General features: G+C 61.8%; 30 protein-coding genes and 3 pseudogenes. 12 read left to right on the forward strand and 21 right to left on the reverse strand.

What is annotated here, in order from left to right; genetic code table 11:
• Positions 1-83 precede the first annotated feature (83 nt).
• From KNJ79_RS19405 to KNJ79_RS19430, 6 genes and pseudogenes are all read right to left on the reverse strand, one after another.
• The gene (locus tag KNJ79_RS19405) at positions 84-323 is read right to left on the reverse strand and encodes a lipoyl domain-containing protein (protein ID WP_007682525.1); all 240 of its coding nucleotides are present in this window, start codon (positions 321-323) and stop codon (positions 84-86) included.
• Positions 320-1,303, reverse strand: coding sequence for an alpha-ketoacid dehydrogenase subunit beta (locus KNJ79_RS19410; RefSeq protein ID WP_020818090.1), 984 nt, complete (start codon positions 1,301-1,303; stop codon positions 320-322). Before KNJ79_RS19410 ends, KNJ79_RS19405 begins: the two co-directional genes overlap by 4 nt.
• Positions 1,296-2,267: a thiamine pyrophosphate-dependent dehydrogenase E1 component subunit alpha gene (locus KNJ79_RS19415; protein WP_021244803.1), complete on the reverse strand. Its 972-nt coding sequence runs from the start codon at positions 2,265-2,267 to the stop codon at positions 1,296-1,298. The genes KNJ79_RS19410 and KNJ79_RS19415 overlap by 8 nt, the downstream gene beginning before the upstream one ends.
• Complete coding sequence (locus tag KNJ79_RS19420; protein WP_020818092.1) at positions 2,264-3,895, reverse strand: AMP-binding protein; 1,632 nt, start codon at positions 3,893-3,895, stop codon at positions 2,264-2,266. The genes KNJ79_RS19415 and KNJ79_RS19420 overlap by 4 nt, the downstream gene beginning before the upstream one ends.
• Before the next feature lie 311 nt (positions 3,896-4,206).
• The gene (locus KNJ79_RS19425; RefSeq protein ID WP_001389365.1) at positions 4,207-4,971 is read right to left on the reverse strand and encodes an IS6-like element IS6100 family transposase; all 765 of its coding nucleotides are present in this window, start codon (positions 4,969-4,971) and stop codon (positions 4,207-4,209) included.
• A gap of 51 nt (positions 4,972-5,022) precedes the next feature.
• A pseudogene (locus tag KNJ79_RS19430) lies at positions 5,023-5,460 on the reverse strand (IS6-like element IS6100 family transposase); the annotation flags it as partial.
• 48 nt (positions 5,461-5,508) lie between these two features.
• Between KNJ79_RS19430 and KNJ79_RS19435 the strand changes: the two are divergent.
• Positions 5,509-5,892: a dehydroquinate synthase/iron-containing alcohol dehydrogenase family protein gene (locus KNJ79_RS19435; protein WP_020820195.1), complete on the forward strand. Its 384-nt coding sequence runs from the start codon at positions 5,509-5,511 to the stop codon at positions 5,890-5,892.
• A 111-nt stretch (positions 5,893-6,003) separates the two neighbouring features.
• Here the strand turns inward: KNJ79_RS19435 and KNJ79_RS19440 are convergent, their stop codons facing one another.
• A complete protein-coding gene (locus KNJ79_RS19440) occupies positions 6,004-6,621 on the reverse strand; it encodes an alpha/beta hydrolase (RefSeq protein ID WP_013054035.1) in 618 nt (205 codons plus the stop codon).
• Between the two features lie 965 nt (positions 6,622-7,586).
• Between KNJ79_RS19440 and KNJ79_RS19445 the strand changes: the two genes are divergently transcribed.
• Positions 7,587-7,964: a glutathione S-transferase N-terminal domain-containing protein gene (locus tag KNJ79_RS19445; RefSeq protein ID WP_015460613.1), complete on the forward strand. Its 378-nt coding sequence runs from the start codon at positions 7,587-7,589 to the stop codon at positions 7,962-7,964.
• On the opposite strand, the gene KNJ79_RS19450 is transcribed toward KNJ79_RS19445, so the two are convergent.
• Positions 7,936-8,700: an IS6-like element IS6100 family transposase gene (locus tag KNJ79_RS19450; RefSeq protein ID WP_001389365.1), complete on the reverse strand. Its 765-nt coding sequence runs from the start codon at positions 8,698-8,700 to the stop codon at positions 7,936-7,938. The genes KNJ79_RS19445 and KNJ79_RS19450 overlap by 29 nt on opposite strands.
• Before the next feature lie 28 nt (positions 8,701-8,728).
• Between KNJ79_RS19450 and KNJ79_RS19455 the strand changes: the two genes are divergently transcribed.
• The 3 genes from KNJ79_RS19455 (at position 8,729) to KNJ79_RS19465 (ending at position 11,315) form a co-directional block, all read left to right on the forward strand.
• Entirely contained in the window at positions 8,729-9,784 is a 1,056-nt protein-coding gene (locus tag KNJ79_RS19455; protein WP_013041570.1) for an efflux transporter outer membrane subunit, read from the forward strand.
• 170 nt (positions 9,785-9,954) lie between these two features.
• Entirely contained in the window at positions 9,955-10,350 is a 396-nt protein-coding gene (locus KNJ79_RS19460; RefSeq protein WP_008831331.1) for a hypothetical protein, read from the forward strand.
• Positions 10,347-11,315 (forward strand): tyrosine-type recombinase/integrase, encoded by a 969-nt coding sequence (locus KNJ79_RS19465; RefSeq protein WP_008831330.1) that lies wholly within the window; start codon positions 10,347-10,349, stop codon positions 11,313-11,315. The genes KNJ79_RS19460 and KNJ79_RS19465 overlap by 4 nt, the downstream gene beginning before the upstream one ends.
• Here the strand turns inward: KNJ79_RS19465 and KNJ79_RS19470 are convergent.
• Genes KNJ79_RS19470 through KNJ79_RS19480 form a run of 3 tightly spaced genes read right to left on the reverse strand, consistent with a single transcriptional unit; the run spans position 11,312 to position 12,615 of the window.
• Complete coding sequence (locus KNJ79_RS19470) at positions 11,312-11,932, reverse strand: histidine phosphatase family protein (RefSeq protein ID WP_008831329.1); 621 nt, start codon at positions 11,930-11,932, stop codon at positions 11,312-11,314. The two genes, KNJ79_RS19465 and KNJ79_RS19470, sit on opposite strands and share 4 nt — an antisense overlap.
• 6 nt (positions 11,933-11,938) lie before the next feature.
• Positions 11,939-12,391 (reverse strand): DUF2442 domain-containing protein, encoded by a 453-nt coding sequence (locus KNJ79_RS19475; protein ID WP_008831328.1) that lies wholly within the window; start codon positions 12,389-12,391, stop codon positions 11,939-11,941.
• On the reverse strand, positions 12,388-12,615 hold the full coding sequence (locus tag KNJ79_RS19480) for a DUF4160 domain-containing protein (RefSeq protein ID WP_020817904.1): 228 nt from the start codon (positions 12,613-12,615) through the stop codon (positions 12,388-12,390). The genes KNJ79_RS19475 and KNJ79_RS19480 overlap by 4 nt, the downstream gene beginning before the upstream one ends.
• A 137-nt stretch (positions 12,616-12,752) precedes the next feature.
• Here KNJ79_RS19480 and KNJ79_RS19485 point away from each other — a divergent pair, with 137 nt between their 5' ends.
• Complete coding sequence (locus tag KNJ79_RS19485; protein ID WP_008831326.1) at positions 12,753-12,980, forward strand: hypothetical protein; 228 nt, start codon at positions 12,753-12,755, stop codon at positions 12,978-12,980.
• Here KNJ79_RS19485 and KNJ79_RS19490 read toward each other — a convergent pair.
• From KNJ79_RS19490 to KNJ79_RS19505, 4 genes are all read right to left on the reverse strand, one after another.
• Positions 12,952-13,158, reverse strand: a complete 207-nt coding sequence (locus KNJ79_RS19490) for a hypothetical protein (protein ID WP_008831325.1) — start codon at positions 13,156-13,158, stop codon at positions 12,952-12,954. The two genes, KNJ79_RS19485 and KNJ79_RS19490, sit on opposite strands and share 29 nt — an antisense overlap.
• A gap of 13 nt (positions 13,159-13,171) precedes the next feature.
• Positions 13,172-13,315: a helix-turn-helix domain-containing protein gene (locus KNJ79_RS19495; RefSeq protein ID WP_007685990.1), complete on the reverse strand. Its 144-nt coding sequence runs from the start codon at positions 13,313-13,315 to the stop codon at positions 13,172-13,174.
• A 69-nt stretch (positions 13,316-13,384) separates the two neighbouring features.
• A complete protein-coding gene (locus KNJ79_RS19500; protein ID WP_007685989.1) occupies positions 13,385-13,804 on the reverse strand; it encodes a helix-turn-helix domain-containing protein in 420 nt (139 codons plus the stop codon).
• 35 nt (positions 13,805-13,839) lie between these two features.
• Complete coding sequence (locus KNJ79_RS19505) at positions 13,840-14,043, reverse strand: type II toxin-antitoxin system YafQ family toxin (protein WP_317152259.1); 204 nt, start codon at positions 14,041-14,043, stop codon at positions 13,840-13,842.
• Between the two features lie 87 nt (positions 14,044-14,130).
• Here KNJ79_RS19505 and KNJ79_RS19510 point away from each other — a divergent pair, with 87 nt between their 5' ends.
• The 3 genes and pseudogenes from KNJ79_RS19510 to KNJ79_RS19520 all read left to right on the forward strand — a co-directional run.
• The gene (locus tag KNJ79_RS19510) at positions 14,131-14,895 is read left to right on the forward strand and encodes an IS6-like element IS6100 family transposase (RefSeq protein WP_001389365.1); all 765 of its coding nucleotides are present in this window, start codon (positions 14,131-14,133) and stop codon (positions 14,893-14,895) included.
• A 54-nt stretch (positions 14,896-14,949) separates the two neighbouring features.
• Positions 14,950-15,294 (forward strand): annotated as a pseudogene (locus KNJ79_RS19515) (IS6-like element IS6100 family transposase); the annotation flags it as partial.
• Between the two features lie 54 nt (positions 15,295-15,348).
• Positions 15,349-15,693: pseudogene (locus tag KNJ79_RS19520) on the forward strand (IS6-like element IS6100 family transposase); the annotation flags it as partial.
• Positions 15,694-15,790: 97 nt separating this feature from the next.
• Here the strand turns inward: KNJ79_RS19520 and KNJ79_RS19525 are convergent.
• From KNJ79_RS19525 to KNJ79_RS19545, 5 genes are read right to left on the reverse strand one after another with little or no spacing between them, the layout of a single operon-like run.
• A complete protein-coding gene (locus KNJ79_RS19525; protein ID WP_007682395.1) occupies positions 15,791-16,153 on the reverse strand; it encodes a hypothetical protein in 363 nt (120 codons plus the stop codon).
• A complete protein-coding gene (locus tag KNJ79_RS19530) occupies positions 16,153-16,839 on the reverse strand; it encodes an EthD domain-containing protein (RefSeq protein ID WP_317152260.1) in 687 nt (228 codons plus the stop codon). The genes KNJ79_RS19525 and KNJ79_RS19530 overlap by 1 nt, the downstream gene beginning before the upstream one ends.
• A gap of 21 nt (positions 16,840-16,860) precedes the next feature.
• Positions 16,861-17,613 carry a 2,5-dichloro-2,5-cyclohexadiene-1,4-diol dehydrogenase LinC gene (gene linC / locus KNJ79_RS19535; protein WP_317152261.1) on the reverse strand — a complete coding sequence of 251 codons (753 nt, stop codon included), beginning with the start codon at positions 17,611-17,613 and terminating at the stop codon, positions 16,861-16,863.
• A complete protein-coding gene (locus KNJ79_RS19540; protein ID WP_317152262.1) occupies positions 17,601-18,623 on the reverse strand; it encodes a TonB-dependent receptor domain-containing protein in 1,023 nt (340 codons plus the stop codon). Before KNJ79_RS19540 ends, linC begins: the two co-directional genes overlap by 13 nt.
• A 57-nt stretch (positions 18,624-18,680) precedes the next feature.
• The gene (locus tag KNJ79_RS19545; protein WP_001389365.1) at positions 18,681-19,445 is read right to left on the reverse strand and encodes an IS6-like element IS6100 family transposase; all 765 of its coding nucleotides are present in this window, start codon (positions 19,443-19,445) and stop codon (positions 18,681-18,683) included.
• Here KNJ79_RS19545 and KNJ79_RS19550 point away from each other — a divergent pair.
• The 3 genes from KNJ79_RS19550 to KNJ79_RS19560 are packed head-to-tail and all read left to right on the forward strand — an operon-like array spanning position 19,432 to position 21,994.
• Positions 19,432-20,472 (forward strand): aromatic ring-hydroxylating oxygenase subunit alpha, encoded by a 1,041-nt coding sequence (locus tag KNJ79_RS19550; protein ID WP_238559290.1) that lies wholly within the window; start codon positions 19,432-19,434, stop codon positions 20,470-20,472. The genes KNJ79_RS19545 and KNJ79_RS19550 overlap by 14 nt on opposite strands.
• Positions 20,473-20,518: 46 nt before the next feature.
• The gene (locus tag KNJ79_RS19555) at positions 20,519-21,280 is read left to right on the forward strand and encodes an SDR family NAD(P)-dependent oxidoreductase (protein ID WP_007682039.1); all 762 of its coding nucleotides are present in this window, start codon (positions 20,519-20,521) and stop codon (positions 21,278-21,280) included.
• Positions 21,281-21,322: 42 nt separating this feature from the next.
• Entirely contained in the window at positions 21,323-21,994 is a 672-nt protein-coding gene (locus KNJ79_RS19560; RefSeq protein WP_317152255.1) for an EthD domain-containing protein, read from the forward strand.
• Here the strand turns inward: KNJ79_RS19560 and KNJ79_RS19565 are convergent.
• The gene (locus KNJ79_RS19565; protein WP_145907151.1) at positions 21,939-22,232 is read right to left on the reverse strand and encodes a hypothetical protein; all 294 of its coding nucleotides are present in this window, start codon (positions 22,230-22,232) and stop codon (positions 21,939-21,941) included. The genes KNJ79_RS19560 and KNJ79_RS19565 overlap by 56 nt on opposite strands.
• Positions 22,233-22,385: the final 153 nt, after the last annotated feature.

The following is a 22,385-nucleotide window of genomic DNA, read 5'->3' on the forward strand; positions in this document are numbered from 1 at the left end:
TTCGCGTTCTTAAACATTTTTTCTTCGGTCGCGTTGAAAAACTATCCGTGTCTCCTGCCCACTTCACTCCGGTGTCAGGACAATTATTTCGTTTCTATTCGGCAGACTGCCGCTCCAACAGCAGCATCATCACCTTCAGAAACCAATATTTCAATGAGAGTTCCATCGCACGGGGCTTCCACCTCGGACGTCACCTTTTCGGTTTCCACCTCATAAAGGATGTCACCGAGAGCAAAGTCTGCGCCCAGCTGTACGTGCCAGCGAGCGATCGTGCCTTCTTCCATGTTCATGCCAAACATCGGCAACTTAAGCGACATCTTCATGCAACGTCTCCATCGCGTACAGCCGCGCGGATCGCAGCCTCAACCATAGCCTCATCAGGGATCACCGCATTTTCGAGATGGGGCGCGAACGGGATCGCCACATCCTGCACGGTGTCCCGGCGCACGGGACCACGCAACGAAGCAAAACCCTGTTCGGCGACGATAGCGGCAATTTCACTTGCGGCGCTGCATGTAGCACGCGCCTCATCGAGGATTACTAGGCGCCCGGTCTTGCGAACCGAGGCCAGGATCAGCTCCTTATCGAGCGGGAAGAGCGTCATCGGATCGACAACTTCGACCTCGATCCCCTCTTCGGACAATGTCGCCGCTGCGCGCATTGCATGACGCACCATCACACCGATCGCGACCACCGTGACATCGCGACCCTCGCGCTTCACCGATCCCTTGCCGAGCGGCACGACATGATCGCCATCGGGCACTTCTCCTTGCTCGCCGCCGCGGCGGGTGGGCAGCAGGAAGAGGACCGGATTATCCTCACGGATGCTGGCCTTCATCAAACCCTTGGCGTCGGCTGGCGTGCTGGGGATCACGACCTTGATGCCGCCAAGGTTCATAACGCCTGGATAGGGTGCATCGGAATGCTGGGCGCCAGATGAGCGGCCGGCACCTGTAGATGCCAGGTAAACGAGCGGCAGCTTGAGCTGGCCCGCCGTCATATAGCGAAGCTTGGCGGCCTGGTTCGCGATGGAGTCAAAGCCGGTATAAAGGAAGTTGCCATACATCATGTGGCAGATCGGGCGATAGCCGGCCGCTGCCATCCCAACCGCCATACCGGTCATGACAACCTCGGAGATTGGCGTGTTGATCACCCGCTTGCCCCCGAACTTGTCGAAGAGGCCGCGTGTATCGCCGAACAAGCCGATCCTGACATCCTCGCCATAGAGGATCACACGATCGTCGCGCTCCATTTCTTCATGAAGCGCTTCGTTGACAGCATGGATGAGGCGCCGCTTAGCCATTGGCGAACATATCCTCAAAAGCACGGGAGACAGGGGGAAGAGGATCATTCAAAGCATCGGTGATGGCGCTTTCGGTAACGCCCTCGACCCTGGCCCGGATAGCGGCCACGTCCTTTTCCAGATCCTCGGAGACGAGAAATTCTTCCAGCCGGCTAATCGGATCGCGCTGCTTCCAGCTCTCGACTTCTTCCTGGGTGCGATAAGGCGCTGCAAGGAAGCTTTCTTCGGATTCGACATGAGTCCGCCAGCGATAGGTACGAGCCTCGATGAGCGTGGCCCCTTCGCCTGAGCGCGCCCGCGCAACCGCCTCGCCAACGACCCGCCATACGGCGTGGACGTCATTGCCGTCGACCAGCGCGCCGGGCATGCCAAACGGTTCGGCGCGGCGCCAGATATCGCCAGCGTTCACCGTCTCATAAGGGGAGAATTGAGAAAATCCGTTATTCTCGCAGACCAGCAACAGTGGAAGCTTCCACAGGGCGGCGATGTTCAGCGCCTCGGAAATGACGCCCTGGCTGGACGCACCGTCACCGAAAAACACCACGGCAACCCGGCCCTCGCCGTCAAGCTGCGCGCCGAGTGCCGCACCGACCGCGAGCCCTACGCCACCGCCGACAATGCCGTTGGCGCCCAATATGCCCTTCGAGACGTCGGCAACATGCATCGAGCCGCCCTTGCCGTGGCAAATGCCGGTCTCTTTGCCCATGAGCTCCGCCGCCATAGCGCGCGGATCTCCGCCCTTCGCCAGGAAGTGACCGTGCCCGCGATGAGTGCTGGCAACCCAGTCGCTGTCGTCAAGATGTGCGCAGACGCCGGTGGCCACCGCTTCCTGGCCAATATAAAGATGCACATTGCCAGGAAGTTCGCCGGCTTTCCCGAGGTCACCAAGCCGCTCCTCCATCCTGCGGATAAGCAGCATGCGCTCAAAAAGCTGTAATGACCGTTGAAGGTCCGGACCATTCATAAGGACGCCTCCGTGGGCTGAGCCTGCGCAACCAGGCGATCACGCAGGATATTCTTCTGGACTTTGCCCGAAGCCGTGCGCGGAAACGCGTCGACCATCTCCACGCGCTCCGGCCATTTCTGTCGCGCTAGCCCTTGCTCCCCGAGGAAGCTGCCAATGTCGGCGACGGAAACGGGCGCATCCGCAATCACATAGGCGCAGACCCCTTCACCCAGCCTTTCATGCGGCATCGCCACCACTGCGACGTCGGTGATTGCAGGATAGCGATGCAGCGCATCTTCGATTTCCTGAGGGCTGATATTCTCGCCCCCGCGCACGATAACATCCTTTTTACGGCCGCTCACCGCCAGGAAATCGCCAAATTCGATCCGTCCGAGATCACCCGTGCGGAAGAAGCCGTCCTGATCGAACGCATCGTCCGTCAGCGCTTGATCGGTATAGCCCAGCATCACCTCCGGGCCGCGAACAAGGATCTCTCCTTCCGCCCCCTCGCCCAGCAACGCTCCCGTCGCTTCGTCGATGATCCGCACTTCATTGTTGACGATGCGCCCGTCCGTGGTCGCGCCAAGCTCAAGCTCTTCGACGCCCCGGACACCCAGCGTGACCGTTGGCGCCTCGCTGCTTCCGAAGGCGCGCGATATGGCGCACCCCGGGATCGCCTGCGCCGCCCGGCGCACAAGTTCCGGCGCAACCGGCGCCCCGCCGCAGATAAACAAACGCATCGTGGGGAGCAGAGCCCCGGCCGACACGACCGTATCCGTAAGTTCCCTGAGGAAGGGAGTTGCGCCAACGCTCATCGTTACGCCGTGCCGCTTGATCAGCTCGACCGCCTCAGAGGCGTCCCATCGCTCCATCAACACCGCGGCACAGCCGGTGACGAAACCCATTTCGAGCGCGTAAAGATAGCCGGTTATATGCGTAACCGGCGAGGGCATCAGCACCACATCGCTCGCACCAAGGCCCCAATAGTCCCGAGCGGCAAGGAGCTCGGCCATTAAGCTATTGTGGCTGTGCAGAACGCCCTTGGGATGGCTTGTCGTGCCCGATGTATAGAGCAGCAGCTTGACGGCATTGGGATCGGGATGGCCGCTTGCCACGTCAGGCGCGTTTGAAGCGAGAAGCTCCTCATAACCAAGACAGCCCTCCGCCTCACCCCGGACGGTAACGATGGTGGCAAGATCGGGAAGGCCCGCCTGAAGCGCGCGCGCCATATTGACATAATCGAAGCCACGGAAGCTCGTCGGCACGAACAGAATCTTAGCACGGCCGTCGCGCAGGATGTAGCCGACCTCCGCCTCGCGATAGATTGGGATGATGGGATTGCAGACAAAGCCGCCGATACAACAAGCCAGGTTGATTACCGCGGTTTCGAGCCAGTTGGGAAGCTGGAAGCTTACCACATCGCCCGGAACTAGGCCACGCGTGGCAAGTACCGCAGCAATCTTTCTTGCCTTGGTAACAAGATTACCCAGATAAAGCGAGCGATCGCCCTCAATAAATGCGAGCATGTCAGGCTTTTCGATCACCAGACGCGCAGCGATATCGGCGATCGACTCATTCCGCCATGCGCCTGAAGCTGTGTAGTTGTCGATCATCGCGTCGTTCAGACGGGTGATCCAACCGCTCACGTCCTTTCGCACGTCTATCCCCTCACTCGCGAAACACACCGACCACGAGCTTTCCCGATTCGTCTTCCGTACATGGGAAACTAGCCTGCCAACCCGCTCACGCAGGCCCCTGGCAGCATCCGATCCATCCGTTCAGCATTTCCGGCCGGATGGCCCCAACTTGCACGGCGCTTATCGTCTCTGCGTCTGTTTGAAACTTTAGGTCACCGTTTGGTCATTTGTCAATAGCCCTATGCGCCACAAACATCGCCAAAAAGGGCTCTGTTGCAAAGATTGGCGGCAGTCAGAGGTAGGCTGTCGCTCTGCGCCGATCAGGCGGCTGCTGCGAAATGGTGGTTGAGCATGCCCATGGCCTCCGTCAGCGCCGAGGGCCCAATGCCAAAAGCTCTCTCCACAAGGCGCACCTCGCCCCTGATGCCGGGCTGCAGGCACCAGGGGCGAGCCTGTCCTTTGCGCAGGGCTCGCATGACTTCGAATCCCTTGATCGTGGCATAGGCCGTGGGGATCGATTTGAAACCGCGCACCGGCTTGATCAGTATCTTGAGCTTTCCGTGATCGGCCTCGATCACGTTATTGAGATACTTCACCTGCCGGTGGGCCGTCTCCCGGTCCAGCTTTCCTTCGCGCTTCAATTCGGTGATCGCTGCACCATAGCTCGGCGCTTTGTCGGTATTGAGCGTGGCAGGCTTTTCCCAGTGCTTCAGGCCTCGCAGGGCCTTGCCCAGGAACCGCTTCGCTGCCTTGGCGCTGCGGGTCGGCGACAGGTAGAAATCGATCGTGTCGCCCCGCTTGTCGACTGCCCGGTACAGGTAGGTCCACTTGCCCCGCACCTTGACGTAGGTTTCATCCAGGCGCCAGCTCGGATCAAAGCCACGCCGCCAGAACCAGCGCAGCCGCTTCTCCATCTCCGGGGCGTAGCACTGGACCCAGCGATAGATCGTCGTATGGTCGACCGAAATGCCGCGTTCCGCCAGCATTTCCTCAAGGTCGCGATAGCTGATCGGATAGCGACAATACCAGCGCACCGCCCACAGGATCACATCACCCTGGAAATGGCGCCACTTGAAATCCGTCATCGTTCCGTCCGTCCAATCTCCGCCAAGCATGCTCAAGCTTCACGATTTTTGCAACAGAGCCCCATAGCTCGGCGCTTTGTCGGTATTGAGCGTGGCAGGCTTTTCCCAGTGCTTCAGGCCTCGCAGGGCCTTGCCCAGGAACCGCTTCGCTGCCTTGGCGCTGCGGGTCGGCGACAGGTAGAAATCGATCGTGTCGCCCCGCTTGTCGACTGCCCGGTACAGGTAGGTCCACTTGCCCCGCACCTTGACGTAGGTTTCATCCAGGCGCCAGCTCGGATCAAAGCCACGCCGCCAGAACCAGCGCAGCCGCTTCTCCATCTCCGGGGCGTAGCACTGGACCCAGCGATAGATCGTCGTATGGTCGACCGAAATGCCGCGTTCCGCCAGCATTTCCTCAAGGTCGCGATAGCTGATCGGATAGCGACAATACCAGCGCACCGCCCACAGGATCACATCACCCTGGAAATGGCGCCACTTGAAATCCGTCATCGTTCCGTCCGTCCAATCTCCGCCAAGCATGCTCAAGCTTCACGATTTTTGCAACAGAGCCCGGCGAGCGTCGCGCTGCACCACAAGCTCTGCCACACGCTGGGCGGCACCTTCGACATGCCGCATGCGCAGACCCACACCGCCGTGCTGCCCCATGCGATCGCCTATAATGCGCCGTCGGTGCCGGAGGCGATGGAACGGGCTAGCCGCGCACTAGGCGGCGGCGACCCCGCGACCAAGCTGTACGAACTGGCGGTGGGCCTGGGCGCGGAAATGTCGCTGGCGAAGCTCGGCATGCCCAAGGACGGCATCGCGAAGGCCGCCGCGCTGGCGGTCGCCAACCCCTATCCCAACCCCCGTCCGATCACGGAGGAGGGCATCGTGCAGCTTCTGAGCCGCGCGGTGGAGGGGCTTCCGCCGATCACCGCATAAGCAAAGGCCTGATCCTGGAACAGTGCCGGCCGCATCCGATCATTTCCGGATGCGGCCGGTTCTCGATCATCCGGCGCTCCCGTTCGGCCATGGCCAAGGACGGGACGAAATTCAGCGGCTTTCCGCGCCGAGCCAGCCCTGCACCGCCGCCTTGATCGGCAACGGCAGTTCATGCCCGCCTTCATAAGGGATGAAAGTCGCCCGCGCGCCGCTGGGGCCGGAGAGATAGGCTTCCGCCTGCTCGAACTTGTGGCGCGGGATCACATCGTCGAATTGGCCCCGGCAGAAGAGGACCGGCTTGTCGAGCAGGCCGTTGTCCGGCAGGTCGCCGTCCTCCACCGCGAAGCAGCCGCCGATCATGATGAGGCCGCTATAGGCCCCCGGATTGCTGAGCAGAAGACTGGCGGCCATCGCGGCGCCGTTGCTGAAACCGCATAGCCAGGGCCGTTGGCGGCCGGTATCTGCGGCGATCCAGTCGCCGACCTTCGACGTTTCGCCCGACAGGCTGGAGGGCAGGGCGACGCCGATCCCGGCATTTTCGAACCAGGCGAACCCCGGCCCCTGGGGAAGCGGCCCGCGATAGGAGCGAACATTCGCGCGGCCGAAAAGGGGCAGCGCGAACCCCGCTTCCCTTTCGGTGCTGCCGCGGCCGTGAAGATATACGATGTCGCGGCCGGACGGAATGTCGGGATTGTCGTATCGCATGACGATGGCATTGTCTCGAGACATGTTCGCTTCCAATTCCTGGCGATGCGAAGCCGAAGCGGCGTCCGGTCCGACGGCGTCGGCCCGGCTGCTCCGGCTTCCTGTTTTAGCGGGCTTTCCGGTCGGCGGATATTCCGCCTGCCGGGAAATGCTCAAGGCGACCATAGCATGCGATGGCTGCTTTCAAAGCGCGGTCGCTCAATCCCCATGACCGATTTGTGGGCAGTTGGCCCCGTTTCGATCAAATCCGTATCGCGAATATTCCTAATTCATTTGCAGCAATTTCCTCCGCAGGCGAAAGCTGCGATCCTTTCCGGACGGCCCGATAAGCATAATAATCACCGACGTGCCGGATAAGACAGGCGCTGATCCATAACAGCGCATGGAGAGGATATTCCTATGCTTCGATCTCCGGGCAATGCGCGGCGCGTCCGTCGCAATCCGCTCCCGGCCTCGACGTCCGCTGGCCCGCTCGCTGCGTGTCCGGCCCATGCGCAACATGGTCCAGGGGGAAACCCCGCCGCCTGTTTTCCGGAACGGCGGGAATGGCCCGATGAACTGCGCGGGCAGGCAAGTTGCGACCGTGCACCGGCTGGAATTCGTCAGTAGGGGAAGATCGAATGCCTAATGGAATGCGCTGTTTGGATCCCTCGATCGCCGATCGGATCACATCATTGTCGACGATGAGAAATAATGAGGAGATATTCGAAACATTCGGCTTCAGCTATAACACGCTGAGAAAAGTCTCGAACGGCATGCCGCTTCGCAGGTCACTTGCGGATCGGATTGAGGAACGTGCCAGAAAGGTTTTCGAAGCCGATGGATTTTTGAACATTTCGGCCTGATCGCATCGGATGGAATGCTCCGGCCTGTCGTTTCGGAGCGTTTTCCGACCGGGCGGATGATTGCTTCCGTTCGGGGCGACGCTCCGGTGCCGAACATATGCATTAAGCCATTTTTTGCCCAGTCCGCAGGAGAATTGCAGGGACATGTTGAAGCTCTACTACAATCCAGGTTCATGCTCATTGGCGTCCCATGCCGCATTGGAGGAAGCCGGCCTTCCTTATGAGGCGGAGCTGATCGACCTGACGCAAAACGCCCAGTTTTCAGACGCCTATCGTCAGAAAAACCCGTGGGCGCGGGTGCCCGCGCTCCAGATCGGCGATGATGTCCTGACCGAAAATATCGCCATCCTCAACCATATCGCGGAACTCGTGCCCGAAAAGGCCTTGCTGCCCACGGAAGGCCTTGCCCGCGCCCGGGCCCTGGAATGGCTCGCGCTGCGGCTCTGTTGCAAAGATTGGCGGCAGTCAGAGGTAGGCTGTCGCTCTGCGCCGATCAGGCGGCTGCTGCGAAATGGTGGTTGAGCATGCCCATGGCCTCCGTCAGCGCCGAGGGCCCAATGCCAAAAGCTCTCTCCACAAGGCGCACCTCGCCCCTGATGCCGGGCTGCAGGCACCAGGGGCGAGCCTGTCCTTTGCGCAGGGCTCGCATGACTTCGAATCCCTTGATCGTGGCATAGGCCGTGGGGATCGATTTGAAACCGCGCACCGGCTTGATCAGTATCTTGAGCTTTCCGTGATCGGCCTCGATCACGTTATTGAGATACTTCACCTGCCGGTGGGCCGTCTCCCGGTCCAGCTTTCCTTCGCGCTTCAATTCGGTGATCGCTGCACCATAGCTCGGCGCTTTGTCGGTATTGAGCGTGGCAGGCTTTTCCCAGTGCTTCAGGCCTCGCAGGGCCTTGCCCAGGAACCGCTTCGCTGCCTTGGCGCTGCGGGTCGGCGACAGGTAGAAATCGATCGTGTCGCCCCGCTTGTCGACTGCCCGGTACAGGTAGGTCCACTTGCCCCGCACCTTGACGTAGGTTTCATCCAGGCGCCAGCTCGGATCAAAGCCACGCCGCCAGAACCAGCGCAGCCGCTTCTCCATCTCCGGGGCGTAGCACTGGACCCAGCGATAGATCGTCGTATGGTCGACCGAAATGCCGCGTTCCGCCAGCATTTCCTCAAGGTCGCGATAGCTGATCGGATAGCGACAATACCAGCGCACCGCCCACAGGATCACATCACCCTGGAAATGGCGCCACTTGAAATCCGTCATCGTTCCGTCCGTCCAATCTCCGCCAAGCATGCTCAAGCTTCACGATTTTTGCAACAGAGCCCGCTACTCGATCGGCGTTGGCGTCACAGGATTCGAGCTCGATTTCTGGGGCCGGGTGCGCAACCTTTCTGACGCAGCGCGCTCGCAATATCTAGCAACCGTGCAGGCTGAACGGGCGTTCCGCCTCGCGTTGATCCGGGATGTGGCCTCGACCTATTTTGCTTCCCGGGAAGCCGACGAGCGGATCGCCCTTGCCGAAGCTACGGTACGCAGCCGGCAGGAAGGCCTCCGCATAGCCGAGCGTCGCCTTGAAGCCGGGGTGACTTCAGCTCTTGATTTTCGACAGGCGGAGTCGCTACTGACTCAAGCCGAAACGGAGTTGGCCAGCCTGCGCTTGGCCGAGGCGCAGAGTGAGAACTTCCTGGCCGTACTCTTGGGCGGACCCGTTCCTGTCGGGCTCACGGTGCCGCTGACGCTGGCTGACCAGAAAAACGGAACGGTGATTGCCGCCGGATTACCCTCCGAGCTGATGGTGACTCGACCGGACATATTGGCGGCAGAAGAGAAACTGCGGGCAGCGCGTGCCAATATCGGTGCTGCTCGGGCAGCCTTCTTTCCATCCATCTCACTAACCGGTAGTATCGGTTTCGCTTCAACTGATCTTGGGAATTTGATCGGAAACGAAGGACTGAGCTGGAGCTTTGGACCTTCGATCAGCCTACCCATCTTCGATTGGGGTGCGAGGAAGGGCAATCTGAGCGTGGCTGAGGCACGTGAGGATATTGCCATCGCCGAATACGAACGCACCATTCAGGGAGCTTTCCGCGAAGTTGCGGACGCCCTTGCCGGGCGCCGCTGGCTTGCTGAACAGGTCGCCGCGCAGGTTCGTGCCACTGCGGCACAGCGAGCGATCGCCGATCTTGCCCGCACTCGCTACCGCGAGGGCGTCGCAAATTACCTTGAAGTGCTCGATGCCGAACGGAATCTGTTCATCGCGGAACAGACACTGATACAGCTGCGTCGCGCCGAGCTGGATGCTCTCGTCTCTCTGTATGTCGCTCTGGGCGGCGGCCAGCAAGGGTAATGGTGGTAATGTTCCACCGACGGGCCTTGGCTATTGATCATGACAACCTACAGATCGGTCCGCCGATAAATTCCCTGACCTATATATGATAATGTCCTTTATCACACACTCATGGCGATCCGATGGAGCCGTTTAAACGGTCCCGAGATCCACCGCCGAAAGGGAGCGATATGGACCAGGACGAGGACACGGCTTTCGCCGACAACTATGCCGAGCGCGACCAGGCCAAGGCGCTGCGCGAGCAGGCCCGCGCGGGCGGCTTGCGCTTCGAGGCGTATCTTACCGGCGATCAGGCCGACTGGCTGTTGGAGCGGATCGAGCGCGGCATGTTCGCCGATCCTTCCGAGGCGGTGTTCGCGATCGTCAAGAACTTCATCGACATGGAGCCGCACCACGATTTACGCGACGAGCTGCTACGCCGGATATTGGACGGGTCGATAAAGCGCGGCCTTGAGGACGCGGAGGCTGGCCGCGTCCGCGACGCCGACGAGGTGTTCGACGAGCTGCGCCGCAAGATGGCCGCGCCGCGTCCCGCGCCGGCGCGATGGGAGAAGATCGCGCGATGAACCAGCTCGCCCCCCTCCCCGCGCCCGCGCCCGCGCTGGCGTTGCCGGCGCTGATCGCGGCGGCCGACGAGCGCGCGCAGCTTCGATTCCTTGAGTTCTTCGCCGTCACCATCCGCAATCCGCATACACGCCGCGCCTATGCGCGGGCGGCCGGCGACTTCCTGGCCTGGTGCGAGGCGCGCGGCGTCGCCTCGCTCGCCCAGGTGCAGCCGCTTCATGTCGCGGCCTGGGTCGAGGCGCTGGGGCGCGAGCTGGCCGCCCCCAGCGTCAAGCAGCAGCTCGCCGGCGTGCGCCACCTGTTCGACTGGCTGGTGACGGGTCATGCCGTGCCGGCGAACCCGGCCGGATCGGTGCGCGGGCCGGCGCATAGCCAGCGGCGCGGCAAGACGCCGGTACTGGCCCCCGACGAGGCGCGGCGGTTGCTCGACAGCATCGACGTGACCACCCATGCGGGCCTGCGCGACCGCGCGCTGATCGGTCTCATGGTCTATAGCTTCGCGCGGATCGGCGCGGCGCTGGCGATGCGGGTCGAGGACGTGTTCATGCAGAATCGGCGGCTATGGGTCCGCCTGCATGAGAAAGGCGGCAAGCGCCATGAAATGCCCTGCCACCACAATCTAGAGGATTATCTAACCGCCTATATCGACGGTTGCGAGCTGCGCGAGGACCGCAAGGGGCCGCTATTCCGCACGATCGCGCGCAGCACTAAGCGACTAAGCGATACCCCCCTGCCCCAAGCCAACGCCTTCGCGATGGTGCGCCGGCGCGCGGCGGCGGCCGGGATCGGGACGGCGATCGGCAACCACAGTTTCCGCGCGACCGGGATCACCACCTATTTGAAGAATGGCGGCACGTTGGAGACGGCCGCGACGATGGCGAACCATAGCTCGACGCGCACCACCCAGCTCTATGACCGCCGCCCCGATGACGTGACGCTGGACGAGGTGGAGCGCGTGTTGATCTAGGCGGCGAGCGCGGGCGCGCAGGTCCAGCGGTCGCCCTGCCAATGAAACCCTACCCGCTGCGCGTTGCCGATCGCGGGCGGCTCGCCCTTGCGCCAGAAAGCGCGCATCTTGGCCCGATCGTCCAGATGGGCGTCGGCGACGATCGCGCGCGCGGCCTGGATGAACTGCCCATGCCCGAACACATAGGCCAGCGATCCCGCAGGCATGGCGGCGAGGCGCGTTAGCGCCGCCTCGCAGCGCCGTAACAGGGTGCTGAAACTCTCCGCCCCTTCCCCGTCGCAGTAGTCAGGATCGGCCTCGCGCCAATAGCGTTCTAGGTGCGGCATCCGTTCGGCGCTGCGCGTGCCGTTCCAGCGCGCAGGTTGCAAATAGGTGAACTCTTCGATCGGCCACACTTCCACCGGCACGCCTGGAAAGCGCGCGATCGTCGGCGCGGCCGTCTGCCGGGTGCGGGTATAGGGCGAGGTGACGATGAGCGCGGGCGCTTGCGTCCAGCTCGCCGCGACCGCGCGCGCCTGTTCGTGGCCGCGCTCCGTCAGCGCGATCGTCGCGAGATCGTGGCAGGGCACGCCGGCGTTGCCGGTGTTTTCGCCGTGGCGGATGAAGATCGCTCTCATGTCCGGTTAGGCGGCCCGGTATAGCCCATTGCTGGCTTCCCAGCCCCGGCACGCCAGCAAGATTGGTTTCGGCACCTTCTTTTCGCCGTTGGAGTAGTAGGCGACCATGCGGCGCGAGACGCCAAGCGCATCGGCCGCCTTCGACAGCGACAGCGCATGGCGCAGCCGCCATTCGAGGAAGGCGCGCACATCGCCATGCCCGGTTGCCGACAGCGTTTCGAGCCACAGCATGTCCGCGCCCAGCTCCGCACCCGAAGGCCAGGCCAGGCTATGACCCCAATCGCCCACTTCGACCTTGGCGAACTCGCCCGGATCGCGCAGCGCGGCAAAGGCGCGATCGGCGAGGACCGCGCCAAGATCGAGATCAGCCGCCGTCCCTTCCGACCAGGACAGATGCAGCGATGACGGCCCGGTCGCGCGCACGGCGGTAATGGTGCGGGCCTTGTCGGTGATGTTCATCCGTTCAACTCCTGCCACGTCTGCATGAGCAAAGCCTGATTAGGCCGCGCCCATTCCAATGCGTCCTTCAAGACCGCCGCCGACACGGTGCCCACGATCACGTCAAACGATGCAATCGCCACCGAGCAGCGGAAATCCGGGCCTTCGATGTGGAAATGCGGCACGCCATGATCGCGGCCATAGACGGCAATTTTCCAGCGGGGACCGCGAAACATCGTGACCATGCTTCAATGTAGTGCAAAGGTTGCACTAGTGCAAGGCTGATAGCCAAAATGATCTAAGCGCCTGGCGCTGGCACCGTGGCCCTACTCGTTGCGCTCCCCAAGCCCGCAAGCGGTCCTGGCCCAAGGTTCCGGCCCACATGGCGGGCGAGATCGCGTGCGCGGATCTCGCGGCACCCTCGCCGATTACCGGCGATGTAGGCGATCGGGCGTCCAGCCTTCAATTCGTCGCCGGGTTCCGGCGGCCGATCAGGCACCTTGTCGAGAATGCGGTCGAGATCACCCACCGCACGACCTTTGGAGCGCCGCGCGAAAAACTCGGCCGCCGTTTCGGGTCGATCAATCGTCATCATGGAGATCAGACATAAGCGCCTCAACGCTGGTGAAGCGCACGCCCTTGCCAGCTTCCAGTTCTTCGATCGCATCGCGCGTAGCAGCGCGGCCCATCAACTCGGCCTCCAACTTCGCCTTATGGGCCTCATTACGCGCGCGGCGCTCGGGACTCCAATCTTTCATAAGATCGGAAAAGGGGCGATGGCCGGCCATTCTATCAATCCTTCTAGGTGAGAATCTGGATGCCGCGCCGCTTCACCAGCGTCAGCAAGGCGAGCGCCGCGCCAGTCGGCCGCATCGTGCCGGCCTCCCAGCGCTGGACCGTGCGCTTGTGCGCCCACAGCAAGCGCGCAAACCCGGCCTGGCTCAAACCGCTCTCCTGGCGCACCGCCGGATTTCGGCCGCCTCCATCGGTGGATAAAGGATTTCGCCGTTTCGATCAGTCCCCGTCATGGTCGTTCATCCCGGCCATGCCGGCTGCTGCGCCGGCTTCGGCGATGGCGTCGTTGATTTCCTCGATCGTGAACCGCGCGCCGTTGCCCTTCACTATCCCGCGCAGGTCATCCCACGAGCTTTTGCGCGGTGCCGGCGGCGCGATGCCCGCCGCCGTCGCGGCGGTCATCAGGTCATCCAGCGAGAATCTGTTAAACTTCCCGCGCAGGAGGTCGTTGAGGCGGGGCGGCGTCAGCCCGAGCCGCTTGGCGGCCTCGCCCAGCGGCACGTCCCACGACTTCACCCGCGCGGTGATGCCCCGCATCAGGTCCGCGCGCGTCCTCAACTCCGTCGCCTCCTCCGGCGTGTCGGCGATTGCGTCAAAGACGCAGGCGAAGGTTTCGACCTTCATGTCGTCGGCGTTCATTGCCCTGCCTTCCAAACGTTCGGCCGTCGAGCCGATTACTCGAACAGTTCCGAATGGGTTCCCGCGCGCACGAAGTTCACCAGATTGCCCTCAATCGTGTAGATCAGCAGGAAATCGCCGCCGATATGGCACTCGCGATGATCGCTCCAATCGCCCTTGAGGGCGTGGTCCAGCCATTCCGGGCCAAGCGGCGCATCGTTGGCGATGAGCAGCATCATCGCTTCCTTGAGCTGGTTCATGTTGTAGCGGCCGCTGCGCGACAGCCGGCTCTGTTGCAAAAATCGTGAAGCTTGAGCATGCTTGGCGGAGATTGGACGGACGGAACGATGACGGATTTCAAGTGGCGCCATTTCCAGGGTGATGTGATCCTGTGGGCGGTGCGCTGGTATTGTCGCTATCCGATCAGCTATCGCGACCTTGAGGAAATGCTGGCGGAACGCGGCATTTCGGTCGACCATACGACGATCTATCGCTGGGTCCAGTGCTACGCCCCGGAGATGGAGAAGCGGCTGCGCTGGTTCTGGCGGCGTGGCTTTGATCCGAGCTGGCGCCTGGATGAAACCTACGTCAAGGTGCGGGGCAAGTGGACCTACCTGTACCGGGCAGTCGACAAGCGGGGCGACACGATCGATTTCTACCTGTCGCCGACCCGCAGCGCCAAGGCAGCGAAGCGGTTCCTGGGCAAGGCCCTGCGAGGCCTGAAGCACTGGGAAAAGCCTGCCACGCTCAATACCGACAAAGCGCCGAGCTATGGTGCAGCGATCACCGAATTGAAGCGCGAAGGAAAGCTGGACCGGGAGACGGCCCACCGGCAGGTGAAGTATCTCAATAACGTGATCGAGGCCGATCACGGAAAGCTCAAGATACTGATCAAGCCGGTGCGCGGTTTCAAATCGATCCCCACGGCCTATGCCACGATCAAGGGATTCGAAGTCATGCGAGCCCTGCGCAAAGGACAGGCTCGCCCCTGGTGCCTGCAGCCCGGCATCAGGGGCGAGGTGCGCCTTGTGGAGAGAGCTTTTGGCATTGGGCCCTCGGCGCTGACGGAGGCCATGGGCATGCTCAACCACCATTTCGCAGCAGCCGCCTGATCGGCGCAGAGCGACAGCCTACCTCTGACTGCCGCCAATCTTTGCAACAGAGCCAGCTATGGTGCAGCGATCACCGAATTGAAGCGCGAAGGAAAGCTGGACCGGGAGACGGCCCACCGGCAGGTGAAGTATCTCAATAACGTGATCGAGGCCGATCACGGAAAGCTCAAGATACTGATCAAGCCGGTGCGCGGTTTCAAATCGATCCCCACGGCCTATGCCACGATCAAGGGATTCGAAGTCATGCGAGCCCTGCGCAAAGGACAGGCTCGCCCCTGGTGCCTGCAGCCCGGCATCAGGGGCGAGGTGCGCCTTGTGGAGAGAGCTTTTGGCATTGGGCCCTCGGCGCTGACGGAGGCCATGGGCATGCTCAACCACCATTTCGCAGCAGCCGCCTGATCGGCGCAGAGCGACAGCCTACCTCTGACTGCCGCCAATCTTTGCAACAGAGCCAGCTATGGTGCAGCGATCACCGAATTGAAGCGCGAAGGAAAGCTGGACCGGGAGACGGCCCACCGGCAGGTGAAGTATCTCAATAACGTGATCGAGGCCGATCACGGAAAGCTCAAGATACTGATCAAGCCGGTGCGCGGTTTCAAATCGATCCCCACGGCCTATGCCACGATCAAGGGATTCGAAGTCATGCGAGCCCTGCGCAAAGGACAGGCTCGCCCCTGGTGCCTGCAGCCCGGCATCAGGGGCGAGGTGCGCCTTGTGGAGAGAGCTTTTGGCATTGGGCCCTCGGCGCTGACGGAGGCCATGGGCATGCTCAACCACCATTTCGCAGCAGCCGCCTGATCGGCGCAGAGCGACAGCCTACCTCTGACTGCCGCCAATCTTTGCAACAGAGCCGATGCTGGCAAGCTCGGTCATCTCGTTCATGCGACGAACTCCTTTACAGCGTTGGCTCTGCCGTCCGCAGGATGCGGACCTGGTGCGGATAGGGCGAATTGTGCGCGCGCGGCTGCTTGTGCAATTCTACGGACATCGCCGCGTGAGCCAGCGCCAGCTGTAGCCTGAACAGGCGCAGCGTCGGCGCCGGCATCGCGTCGAGCGGAAAGGTCTCGACATGGTCGAGGATGGCTTCCGAACGGGAGAGCAGCACATCGTAGAAGCGGGTTATCTCCGCCATAGTCGCGCGCGCCCGGATATCCCATCGTTCCTGCGCCGTCTCGCCGATCCAGTGCGGCACGAATTCGAGAAGATCCTCGAAGCCGGGGGGCAGCACGGGCTCCTCGTCGAGCGCGGGGGCCGGCATCAGATCACCCGCTCGGCCGATGCCAGCATCGTGTAATGCTGGCCGGCCTGTGCCAGGAGCGCATCGAACGCCGCGCGATCACCCGCCACGCCGCGTTCGAAATCGGATAGCGTCGGCCACCACAGTTCGCGCGCGCCGATGAACGGCGAGGTGCCCTTGTGCACCGCGTCTATCGCGAACGAGCGGACATGCCGAAACGCGCCGATGCGATCGCCCAGCGCCTTGTCCTGATCGCCTGCCCAGGCCGGATTGCCATCCGCCTTGACCAGTTGCAGGATCTTGACGCTTACCGACCATTCGGTGGGCGACCACTGCACGGCCGCATCATCGGGATCGTCCACCGCCGGTCGCGAGCGGATAATGTCCTCCTCGAAGAAGGTGAACTTCAGTCCGTCCATGTCGATGAACAGCGGTTCGTCGGGGATGTTGTATTTGCGATGCGCGGGATCTTTGCCCATGTTGAGCGCATCGTCGAGACTGTCATACCACAGCTCGGTAATGCCGTCGTAGGCCAGCTGTGTATCAGGCAGCAGCGGAGAGACGATCCGGTGCGATTGCACATAGCCGCGCAGGCACGCGATCTTCTTGCTGAGTGTGCCGTGCGGATGGCGCCAGTGATCGTGGAACTGCTGTTCCGAAATGTCCTTCCGGCGCGGGATCGTCGCGAGTATCTTGATGCTGTGCATGGAGGCTGCTCCGTAAAATGATCAGATCGCGGTAAAGCCGCCGTCTGCTGCAAGGCAGGAGCCGGTGACGAACGAAGCCGCGTCGGACAGCAACCATACGGCGGCCTGGGCCTGCTCGTGCGGTTCGCTGAAACGGCCGATCGGGTGGATCGAGTTCAGATAGGGCTCAAGGCCCGCATCATTGTCCATCGCGCGCTGCAGCATAGGCGTGCGCACCGCGCCGGGCACAAGCGCGTTCACGCGAATGCCGTGCTTGCCATAGTCTGCCGCCGCCATGCGGGTCAGCCCGACCACCGCATGCTTCGCGCCGACATATTCGCCGTGCATCGGCACGCCGACCACGCCAGCGACGGATGCGGTGTTGACGATCGATCCCTTCGTCCCGCGCTCGATCATCGCAAGGATCTGGTACTTCATGCACAGGAACGTGCCGGTTACATTGATATCCATGCTCTGCCGAAACCGTTCGAGCGACACTTCGGCAAGCGGCAGTCCGGCCTGCGGGATCCCCGCATTGTTGAACGCGCCGTCAAGCCCGCCGAACGCCGCCAGAGTCTGCGCGACAAGTGCCTTCACGTCCTCTTCCTGTGCGATGTCGCACCGGAAATAGGCGGCCTTCCCGCCAGACGCAGCGACGACCGCCTCACCGGCCTCGTCGTTGATGTCCGCCACCGCGACGTTGGCACCACTGGCCACCAGCAATTCCACGGTGGCGCGCCCGATGCCGCTGCCACCACCCGTCACGATTATCGTCTTGCCGCTCAAATCAGACATCTATCCCTCCAACAGTTTCTTATCGGCGTTCCGGTTTCATTACTGGACTTGAAGCGCACGGTCAAGCCATATTCGGCGGGTCGACCAGCGTAGCGAACAACGGTATCGTAAGTCTGGATCGTGTTTGTCCAGTAATACTTGTTGAAGATATTGCGACCCCAGCCGAAGACCGCCCAGCGGCCATCAGGCGCTTCCACGCCAAGCCGCGCGGAAACGAGCGTGCGGCCATTCACCTCGTAGAGATCCTTGTCCGCGTTGGTGATGGCCAGAACGCCCAGCGATTTGCTTTGTGAGGAGATCGTCGTGCCCATGGTTAGGTTCACGCCACCCAGCGGCAGGCTGTAGTCCGCGCTCAGGCTCGATTGCCATTTGGGCGAAAACGGCAGCCGTGCGCCGCTGAAATCGCCCCGGATCGGATCGAACAGGCCCACTTCGTTGGCAACGGAGCCGACGATCCCCTGATAGTGGCGAACCTTGGCGTCGATATAGGTCGCGGCCGCACTGACCGTGAGCCCCTCGACCACTCTGGCGCTCAGTTCCAGTTCGGCACCCTTGACGCGCGACTTGGGGACATTGACCAGGCCATCCAGCGCATTGAAGAACGGATCGACGATCTTGGCGCGCAGCTGCTTGTTCTTGTAGTCATAATAGAAAACGCCGCCATTCAGCGTCACTTTGCGATCGAACAGTGTGGTCTTGAAGCCTGCTTCGTAATCGACCAGCGATTCCTGCGTGACGGCGGCATATTGCGCGAACGTTCCGGCGGAGACGCCCGGGAAACTTCCCGCCTTGTACCCTTTCGAAACATTGGCGTAGAGCAGGAGCGTCGGCGTCGCCTTGTAGTTCACGCCGAGCATCCATGACGTGCTGTTTTCATTCAGCTTGTCCCGAAACGTGCCCGGCAAGCCCGTCTGGCTGTTCAGCGAAACCGAATCTCCCAATGGCACCAGCGGTATCGGGCCGCCGAAATCGAAGATCTGGCGATAGGTGTTGATGACGGTGGTGAACAAAGAGGCTCTGTTGCAAAGATTGGCGGCAGTCAGAGGTAGGCTGTCGCTCTGCGCCGATCAGGCGGCTGCTGCGAAATGGTGGTTGAGCATGCCCATGGCCTCCGTCAGCGCCGAGGGCCCAATGCCAAAAGCTCTCTCCACAAGGCGCACCTCGCCCCTGATGCCGGGCTGCAGGCACCAGGGGCGAGCCTGTCCTTTGCGCAGGGCTCGCATGACTTCGAATCCCTTGATCGTGGCATAGGCCGTGGGGATCGATTTGAAACCGCGCACCGGCTTGATCAGTATCTTGAGCTTTCCGTGATCGGCCTCGATCACGTTATTGAGATACTTCACCTGCCGGTGGGCCGTCTCCCGGTCCAGCTTTCCTTCGCGCTTCAATTCGGTGATCGCTGCACCATAGCTCGGCGCTTTGTCGGTATTGAGCGTGGCAGGCTTTTCCCAGTGCTTCAGGCCTCGCAGGGCCTTGCCCAGGAACCGCTTCGCTGCCTTGGCGCTGCGGGTCGGCGACAGGTAGAAATCGATCGTGTCGCCCCGCTTGTCGACTGCCCGGTACAGGTAGGTCCACTTGCCCCGCACCTTGACGTAGGTTTCATCCAGGCGCCAGCTCGGATCAAAGCCACGCCGCCAGAACCAGCGCAGCCGCTTCTCCATCTCCGGGGCGTAGCACTGGACCCAGCGATAGATCGTCGTATGGTCGACCGAAATGCCGCGTTCCGCCAGCATTTCCTCAAGGTCGCGATAGCTGATCGGATAGCGACAATACCAGCGCACCGCCCACAGGATCACATCACCCTGGAAATGGCGCCACTTGAAATCCGTCATCGTTCCGTCCGTCCAATCTCCGCCAAGCATGCTCAAGCTTCACGATTTTTGCAACAGAGCCGTGTTGACCGAGCGCGGCCGCGCCTCGCGCTTCTCCTGCAATTACCACAACTGGGTCTACCGCAACGACGGCAGCCTGATGGGCGTGCCAGACGAGGCGAACTTCTTCGATCTCGACAAGAAGAAATGCGGCCTCGTGCCGATCGCCACCGATGTGTGGGAAGGCTGGATATTCCTCAACCACCAGAAGCAGCCCGAAGTCAGCCTGCAGGAATTCCTTGGAGACTTCGGAACGCGGTTTGCCGGGGTTTCTTGGGAAAATACGGATACGTCACTCTATTTCGAGGCGCATCTCGATGCGAACTGGAAAGTGCTGGCCGATGCCTTTTCGGAAACCTACCATATCCCTTCGATCCACCCGGCGACGATCGGCAAGACTTTCGCCAGCGCGGTCAATCCGCATTCCCGCCCGCTCGATGCACGCTTCTGGGGACCACACCGCCAGTTTTCCACTTTCGGCAATCCGGACTACGCTCCGCCCGAAGATGCGATGGTCGAAAAGATGGCCTATGCGAACCGCGATACCGGCAACGTGCTGGGTGCCGCGGAAACGGCGGGGATGACCGAGTATCTCGATCATCCCGCGATCAATCCCAAGCAATCGAAACACTGGGCGCTGGACATCGCCGTCGCTTTTCCCACGCTGCACATAAACCTTTCGCCCGGCGGTTTCTGGTCGCACAGGTTCTGGCCGATCAGCGTCAATCGCACGCGGTGGGAAGCCGAGTTTCATGTACCCAAGCCACTGACCGGGCGGGAAAAGCTGCAACAGGAACTCTATATCACGCGCATCGCGGAAATCCTGCTGGAGGACGTGACGAACACCGAACGCACCCAGCGCGGCATCGAGGCCGGCGCATACGATACGATGCAGTTGCAGGATGGCGAAGTACAGATCCGCCACAACCTTCACCACGTCGATCGCTGGGTGAACGCCAGGACCGTGCGCGAAGCGCTGGGCATCTGACAGGCAGCGCCCTTCACTTGCCCGTCAGTCAAAAATGGGGTCCTCAATGTCCGGATTGGAGCAACGCAGCTATATCGTGACGGGCGCAGGCGGCAGTATCGGCCGCGCTGCCGCCCTTATTCTTGCCCGTCGGGGCGCGAATGTGGTTGTCGCCGATATCGTCGAAGCCGCAGCCGAGGAAACGGTCAGACTGATACGCGCGGAAGGTGGCAACGCCGTCTACAGCCATTGCGACGTCAGTATCGAGGACAACGCGTGGTCGACCGTGGAACTCGCCATCACCGAATTCGGTCGCCTTGATGGCGCATTCAACAATGCGGGGCTGCCGCCGGTCAACGTGCCGCTTCATCAACTGACGAGCGCCGATTTCCAACGATCCCTGGATATCAACGTGCTCGGCGTTTTTCATTGCATGAAACATCAGATCGCAGCGATGCTGAAAGCGGGGAGCGGCGGTTCGATCGTGAACACGGCGTCGGTTGGCGGCACCGTCGCGATCCCCGCACATGGCGAGTACATCGCAGCCAAACATGCCGTTATCGGGCTGACGCGGATCGCTGCCGTCGATTACGGGCAACAGGGAATCCGCGTGAACGCAGTTCTACCGGGCGCTATCCGCACTCCGATGCTGATGTCGGTGATCGAGAACGAGCCTTCGCACGCGGAATTCCTGAAAACCGCCCACCCGATCGGTCGATATGGCGAACCGGCGGAGATCGGCGAAACGGCAGCCTGGTTGCTGTCGGATGCCTCTTCGTTCGTCACCGGCGCCGCCATTGCTGCCGATGGCGGCTACACCGCAATCTGAACTGCCAGAACCGTTGGGAACCGGACTATGAGCGCAATACGAATGATGGCGGTCTTCGCACGGAGAGTGGGAATGACGCCTCAGGCGTTTCACGATCACTGGCGCTATCCCCACGGCTCGCTGGGACAAGGCATCCGGATTATCAAGCGCTATGTCCAGAGCCATCAGGTCGACGTCGATTTCCTCGATGCCGATCAGAACCGCTACGAAGGCATCGCCGAAGTCTGGTTCGACAGCGAAGCGGACGCTGCCGCCTTCGTGACCGATCCTGATTATGTGGCCTATGCGCTGAAAGATGAGCCGAATTTCGTCGACATGGACAACTTCTTTGCCGTTTTCGCACGCGAAGAGGTTCTCAAAAGCCGCGCCGAAGCGCTGCGCGGTGACGAGGCGGCCTATAACTGGTCGATCGACCGACGACCGAACTTCGCCAAGCTTACCCAGGTGGTGTTCGAGGAAGGCGGCACGGCCTGGGCCGGAGACGACGATTTCGCACTTGGCGAGCGTCTTGGCGCATTTCGCCATACCCGGTGCCATCCGATCGAAAAGCTCGTCCTCCCCGGCCCCTCGGTGATCGGTGTGCGCGAACTTTATTGGCCGACGCGGACATTGGCAGAACAGGGCATAGCTGCAGCAGGTGACGCTTTCCATGCGCTGTTTAGCCGAGCGCCAAAGGCACAAACGATCTTCTCGATAAGTGAGCGCTACGTCTGACGGTGCAGGTTAACCGCCCCTGCGCCTCAAGACGCTTCTCAACCAGACGCCGCTCCTGCGCAGCCCATGGTAGAGCCAGAATGCGATCCATACCGAGCTTCAGCGGCCCTTCCAGGCGCTTCTGCAAATAGCGGCCGATCTCGAACGGGTTAGTCTTCGCCTGCCCTTCCACCACGGTCTTGCCGTCGGGATCGAGAACACAGATGCTCGTGCTGCGCTGGCTGACATCCAGACCCACGCTGTATGTTGCTTCGTGCCGGATAGGCGAGCCGTCCGATCAGGCGCAGGATGTTGCGCTCTGCCGGCGATTGTGGCGCATTGCGCAGCCAGGATAGCCATGTCGCGGCCTGCCCCGGTCGTCGGGCTAGCAAATCGTCCAGACCCTGAGCCA

This window comes from Sphingopyxis indica (genome assembly GCF_032879645.1).
GTDB lineage: Bacteria > Pseudomonadota > Alphaproteobacteria > Sphingomonadales > Sphingomonadaceae > Sphingopyxis > Sphingopyxis indica.

Coding starts and splice junctions, on each gene's coding strand:
- KNJ79_RS19470 (WP_008831329.1), bottom strand. CDS start 11,932: ATGAGAGCGATCTTCATCCGCCACGGCGAAAACACCGGCAACGCCGGC.
- KNJ79_RS19425 (WP_001389365.1), bottom strand. CDS start 4,971: ATGACGGATTTCAAGTGGCGCCATTTCCAGGGTGATGTGATCCTGTGG.
- KNJ79_RS19560 (WP_317152255.1), top strand. CDS start 21,323: ATGATGGCGGTCTTCGCACGGAGAGTGGGAATGACGCCTCAGGCGTTT.
- KNJ79_RS19405 (WP_007682525.1), bottom strand. CDS start 323: ATGAAGATGTCGCTTAAGTTGCCGATGTTTGGCATGAACATGGAAGAA.
- KNJ79_RS19410 (WP_020818090.1), bottom strand. CDS start 1,303: ATGGCTAAGCGGCGCCTCATCCATGCTGTCAACGAAGCGCTTCATGAA.
- KNJ79_RS19510 (WP_001389365.1), top strand. CDS start 14,131: ATGACGGATTTCAAGTGGCGCCATTTCCAGGGTGATGTGATCCTGTGG.
- KNJ79_RS19505 (WP_317152259.1), bottom strand. CDS start 14,043: ATGAACCAGCTCAAGGAAGCGATGATGCTGCTCATCGCCAACGATGCG.
- KNJ79_RS19475 (WP_008831328.1), bottom strand. CDS start 12,391: ATGAACATCACCGACAAGGCCCGCACCATTACCGCCGTGCGCGCGACC.
- KNJ79_RS19465 (WP_008831330.1), top strand. CDS start 10,347: ATGAACCAGCTCGCCCCCCTCCCCGCGCCCGCGCCCGCGCTGGCGTTG.
- KNJ79_RS19555 (WP_007682039.1), top strand. CDS start 20,519: ATGTCCGGATTGGAGCAACGCAGCTATATCGTGACGGGCGCAGGCGGC.
- KNJ79_RS19530 (WP_317152260.1), bottom strand. CDS start 16,839: ATGCACAGCATCAAGATACTCGCGACGATCCCGCGCCGGAAGGACATT.
- KNJ79_RS19490 (WP_008831325.1), bottom strand. CDS start 13,158: ATGGCCGGCCATCGCCCCTTTTCCGATCTTATGAAAGATTGGAGTCCC.
- KNJ79_RS19485 (WP_008831326.1), top strand. CDS start 12,753: ATGGCGGGCGAGATCGCGTGCGCGGATCTCGCGGCACCCTCGCCGATT.
- KNJ79_RS19440 (WP_013054035.1), bottom strand. CDS start 6,621: ATGTCTCGAGACAATGCCATCGTCATGCGATACGACAATCCCGACATT.
- KNJ79_RS19500 (WP_007685989.1), bottom strand. CDS start 13,804: ATGAACGCCGACGACATGAAGGTCGAAACCTTCGCCTGCGTCTTTGAC.
- KNJ79_RS19525 (WP_007682395.1), bottom strand. CDS start 16,153: ATGCCGGCCCCCGCGCTCGACGAGGAGCCCGTGCTGCCCCCCGGCTTC.
- KNJ79_RS19445 (WP_015460613.1), top strand. CDS start 7,587: ATGTTGAAGCTCTACTACAATCCAGGTTCATGCTCATTGGCGTCCCAT.
- KNJ79_RS19415 (WP_021244803.1), bottom strand. CDS start 2,267: ATGAATGGTCCGGACCTTCAACGGTCATTACAGCTTTTTGAGCGCATG.
- linC (WP_317152261.1), bottom strand. CDS start 17,613: ATGTCTGATTTGAGCGGCAAGACGATAATCGTGACGGGTGGTGGCAGC.
- KNJ79_RS19480 (WP_020817904.1), bottom strand. CDS start 12,615: ATGGTCACGATGTTTCGCGGTCCCCGCTGGAAAATTGCCGTCTATGGC.
- KNJ79_RS19455 (WP_013041570.1), top strand. CDS start 8,729: ATGCTCAAGCTTCACGATTTTTGCAACAGAGCCCGCTACTCGATCGGC.
- KNJ79_RS19545 (WP_001389365.1), bottom strand. CDS start 19,445: ATGACGGATTTCAAGTGGCGCCATTTCCAGGGTGATGTGATCCTGTGG.
- KNJ79_RS19450 (WP_001389365.1), bottom strand. CDS start 8,700: ATGACGGATTTCAAGTGGCGCCATTTCCAGGGTGATGTGATCCTGTGG.
- KNJ79_RS19460 (WP_008831331.1), top strand. CDS start 9,955: ATGGACCAGGACGAGGACACGGCTTTCGCCGACAACTATGCCGAGCGC.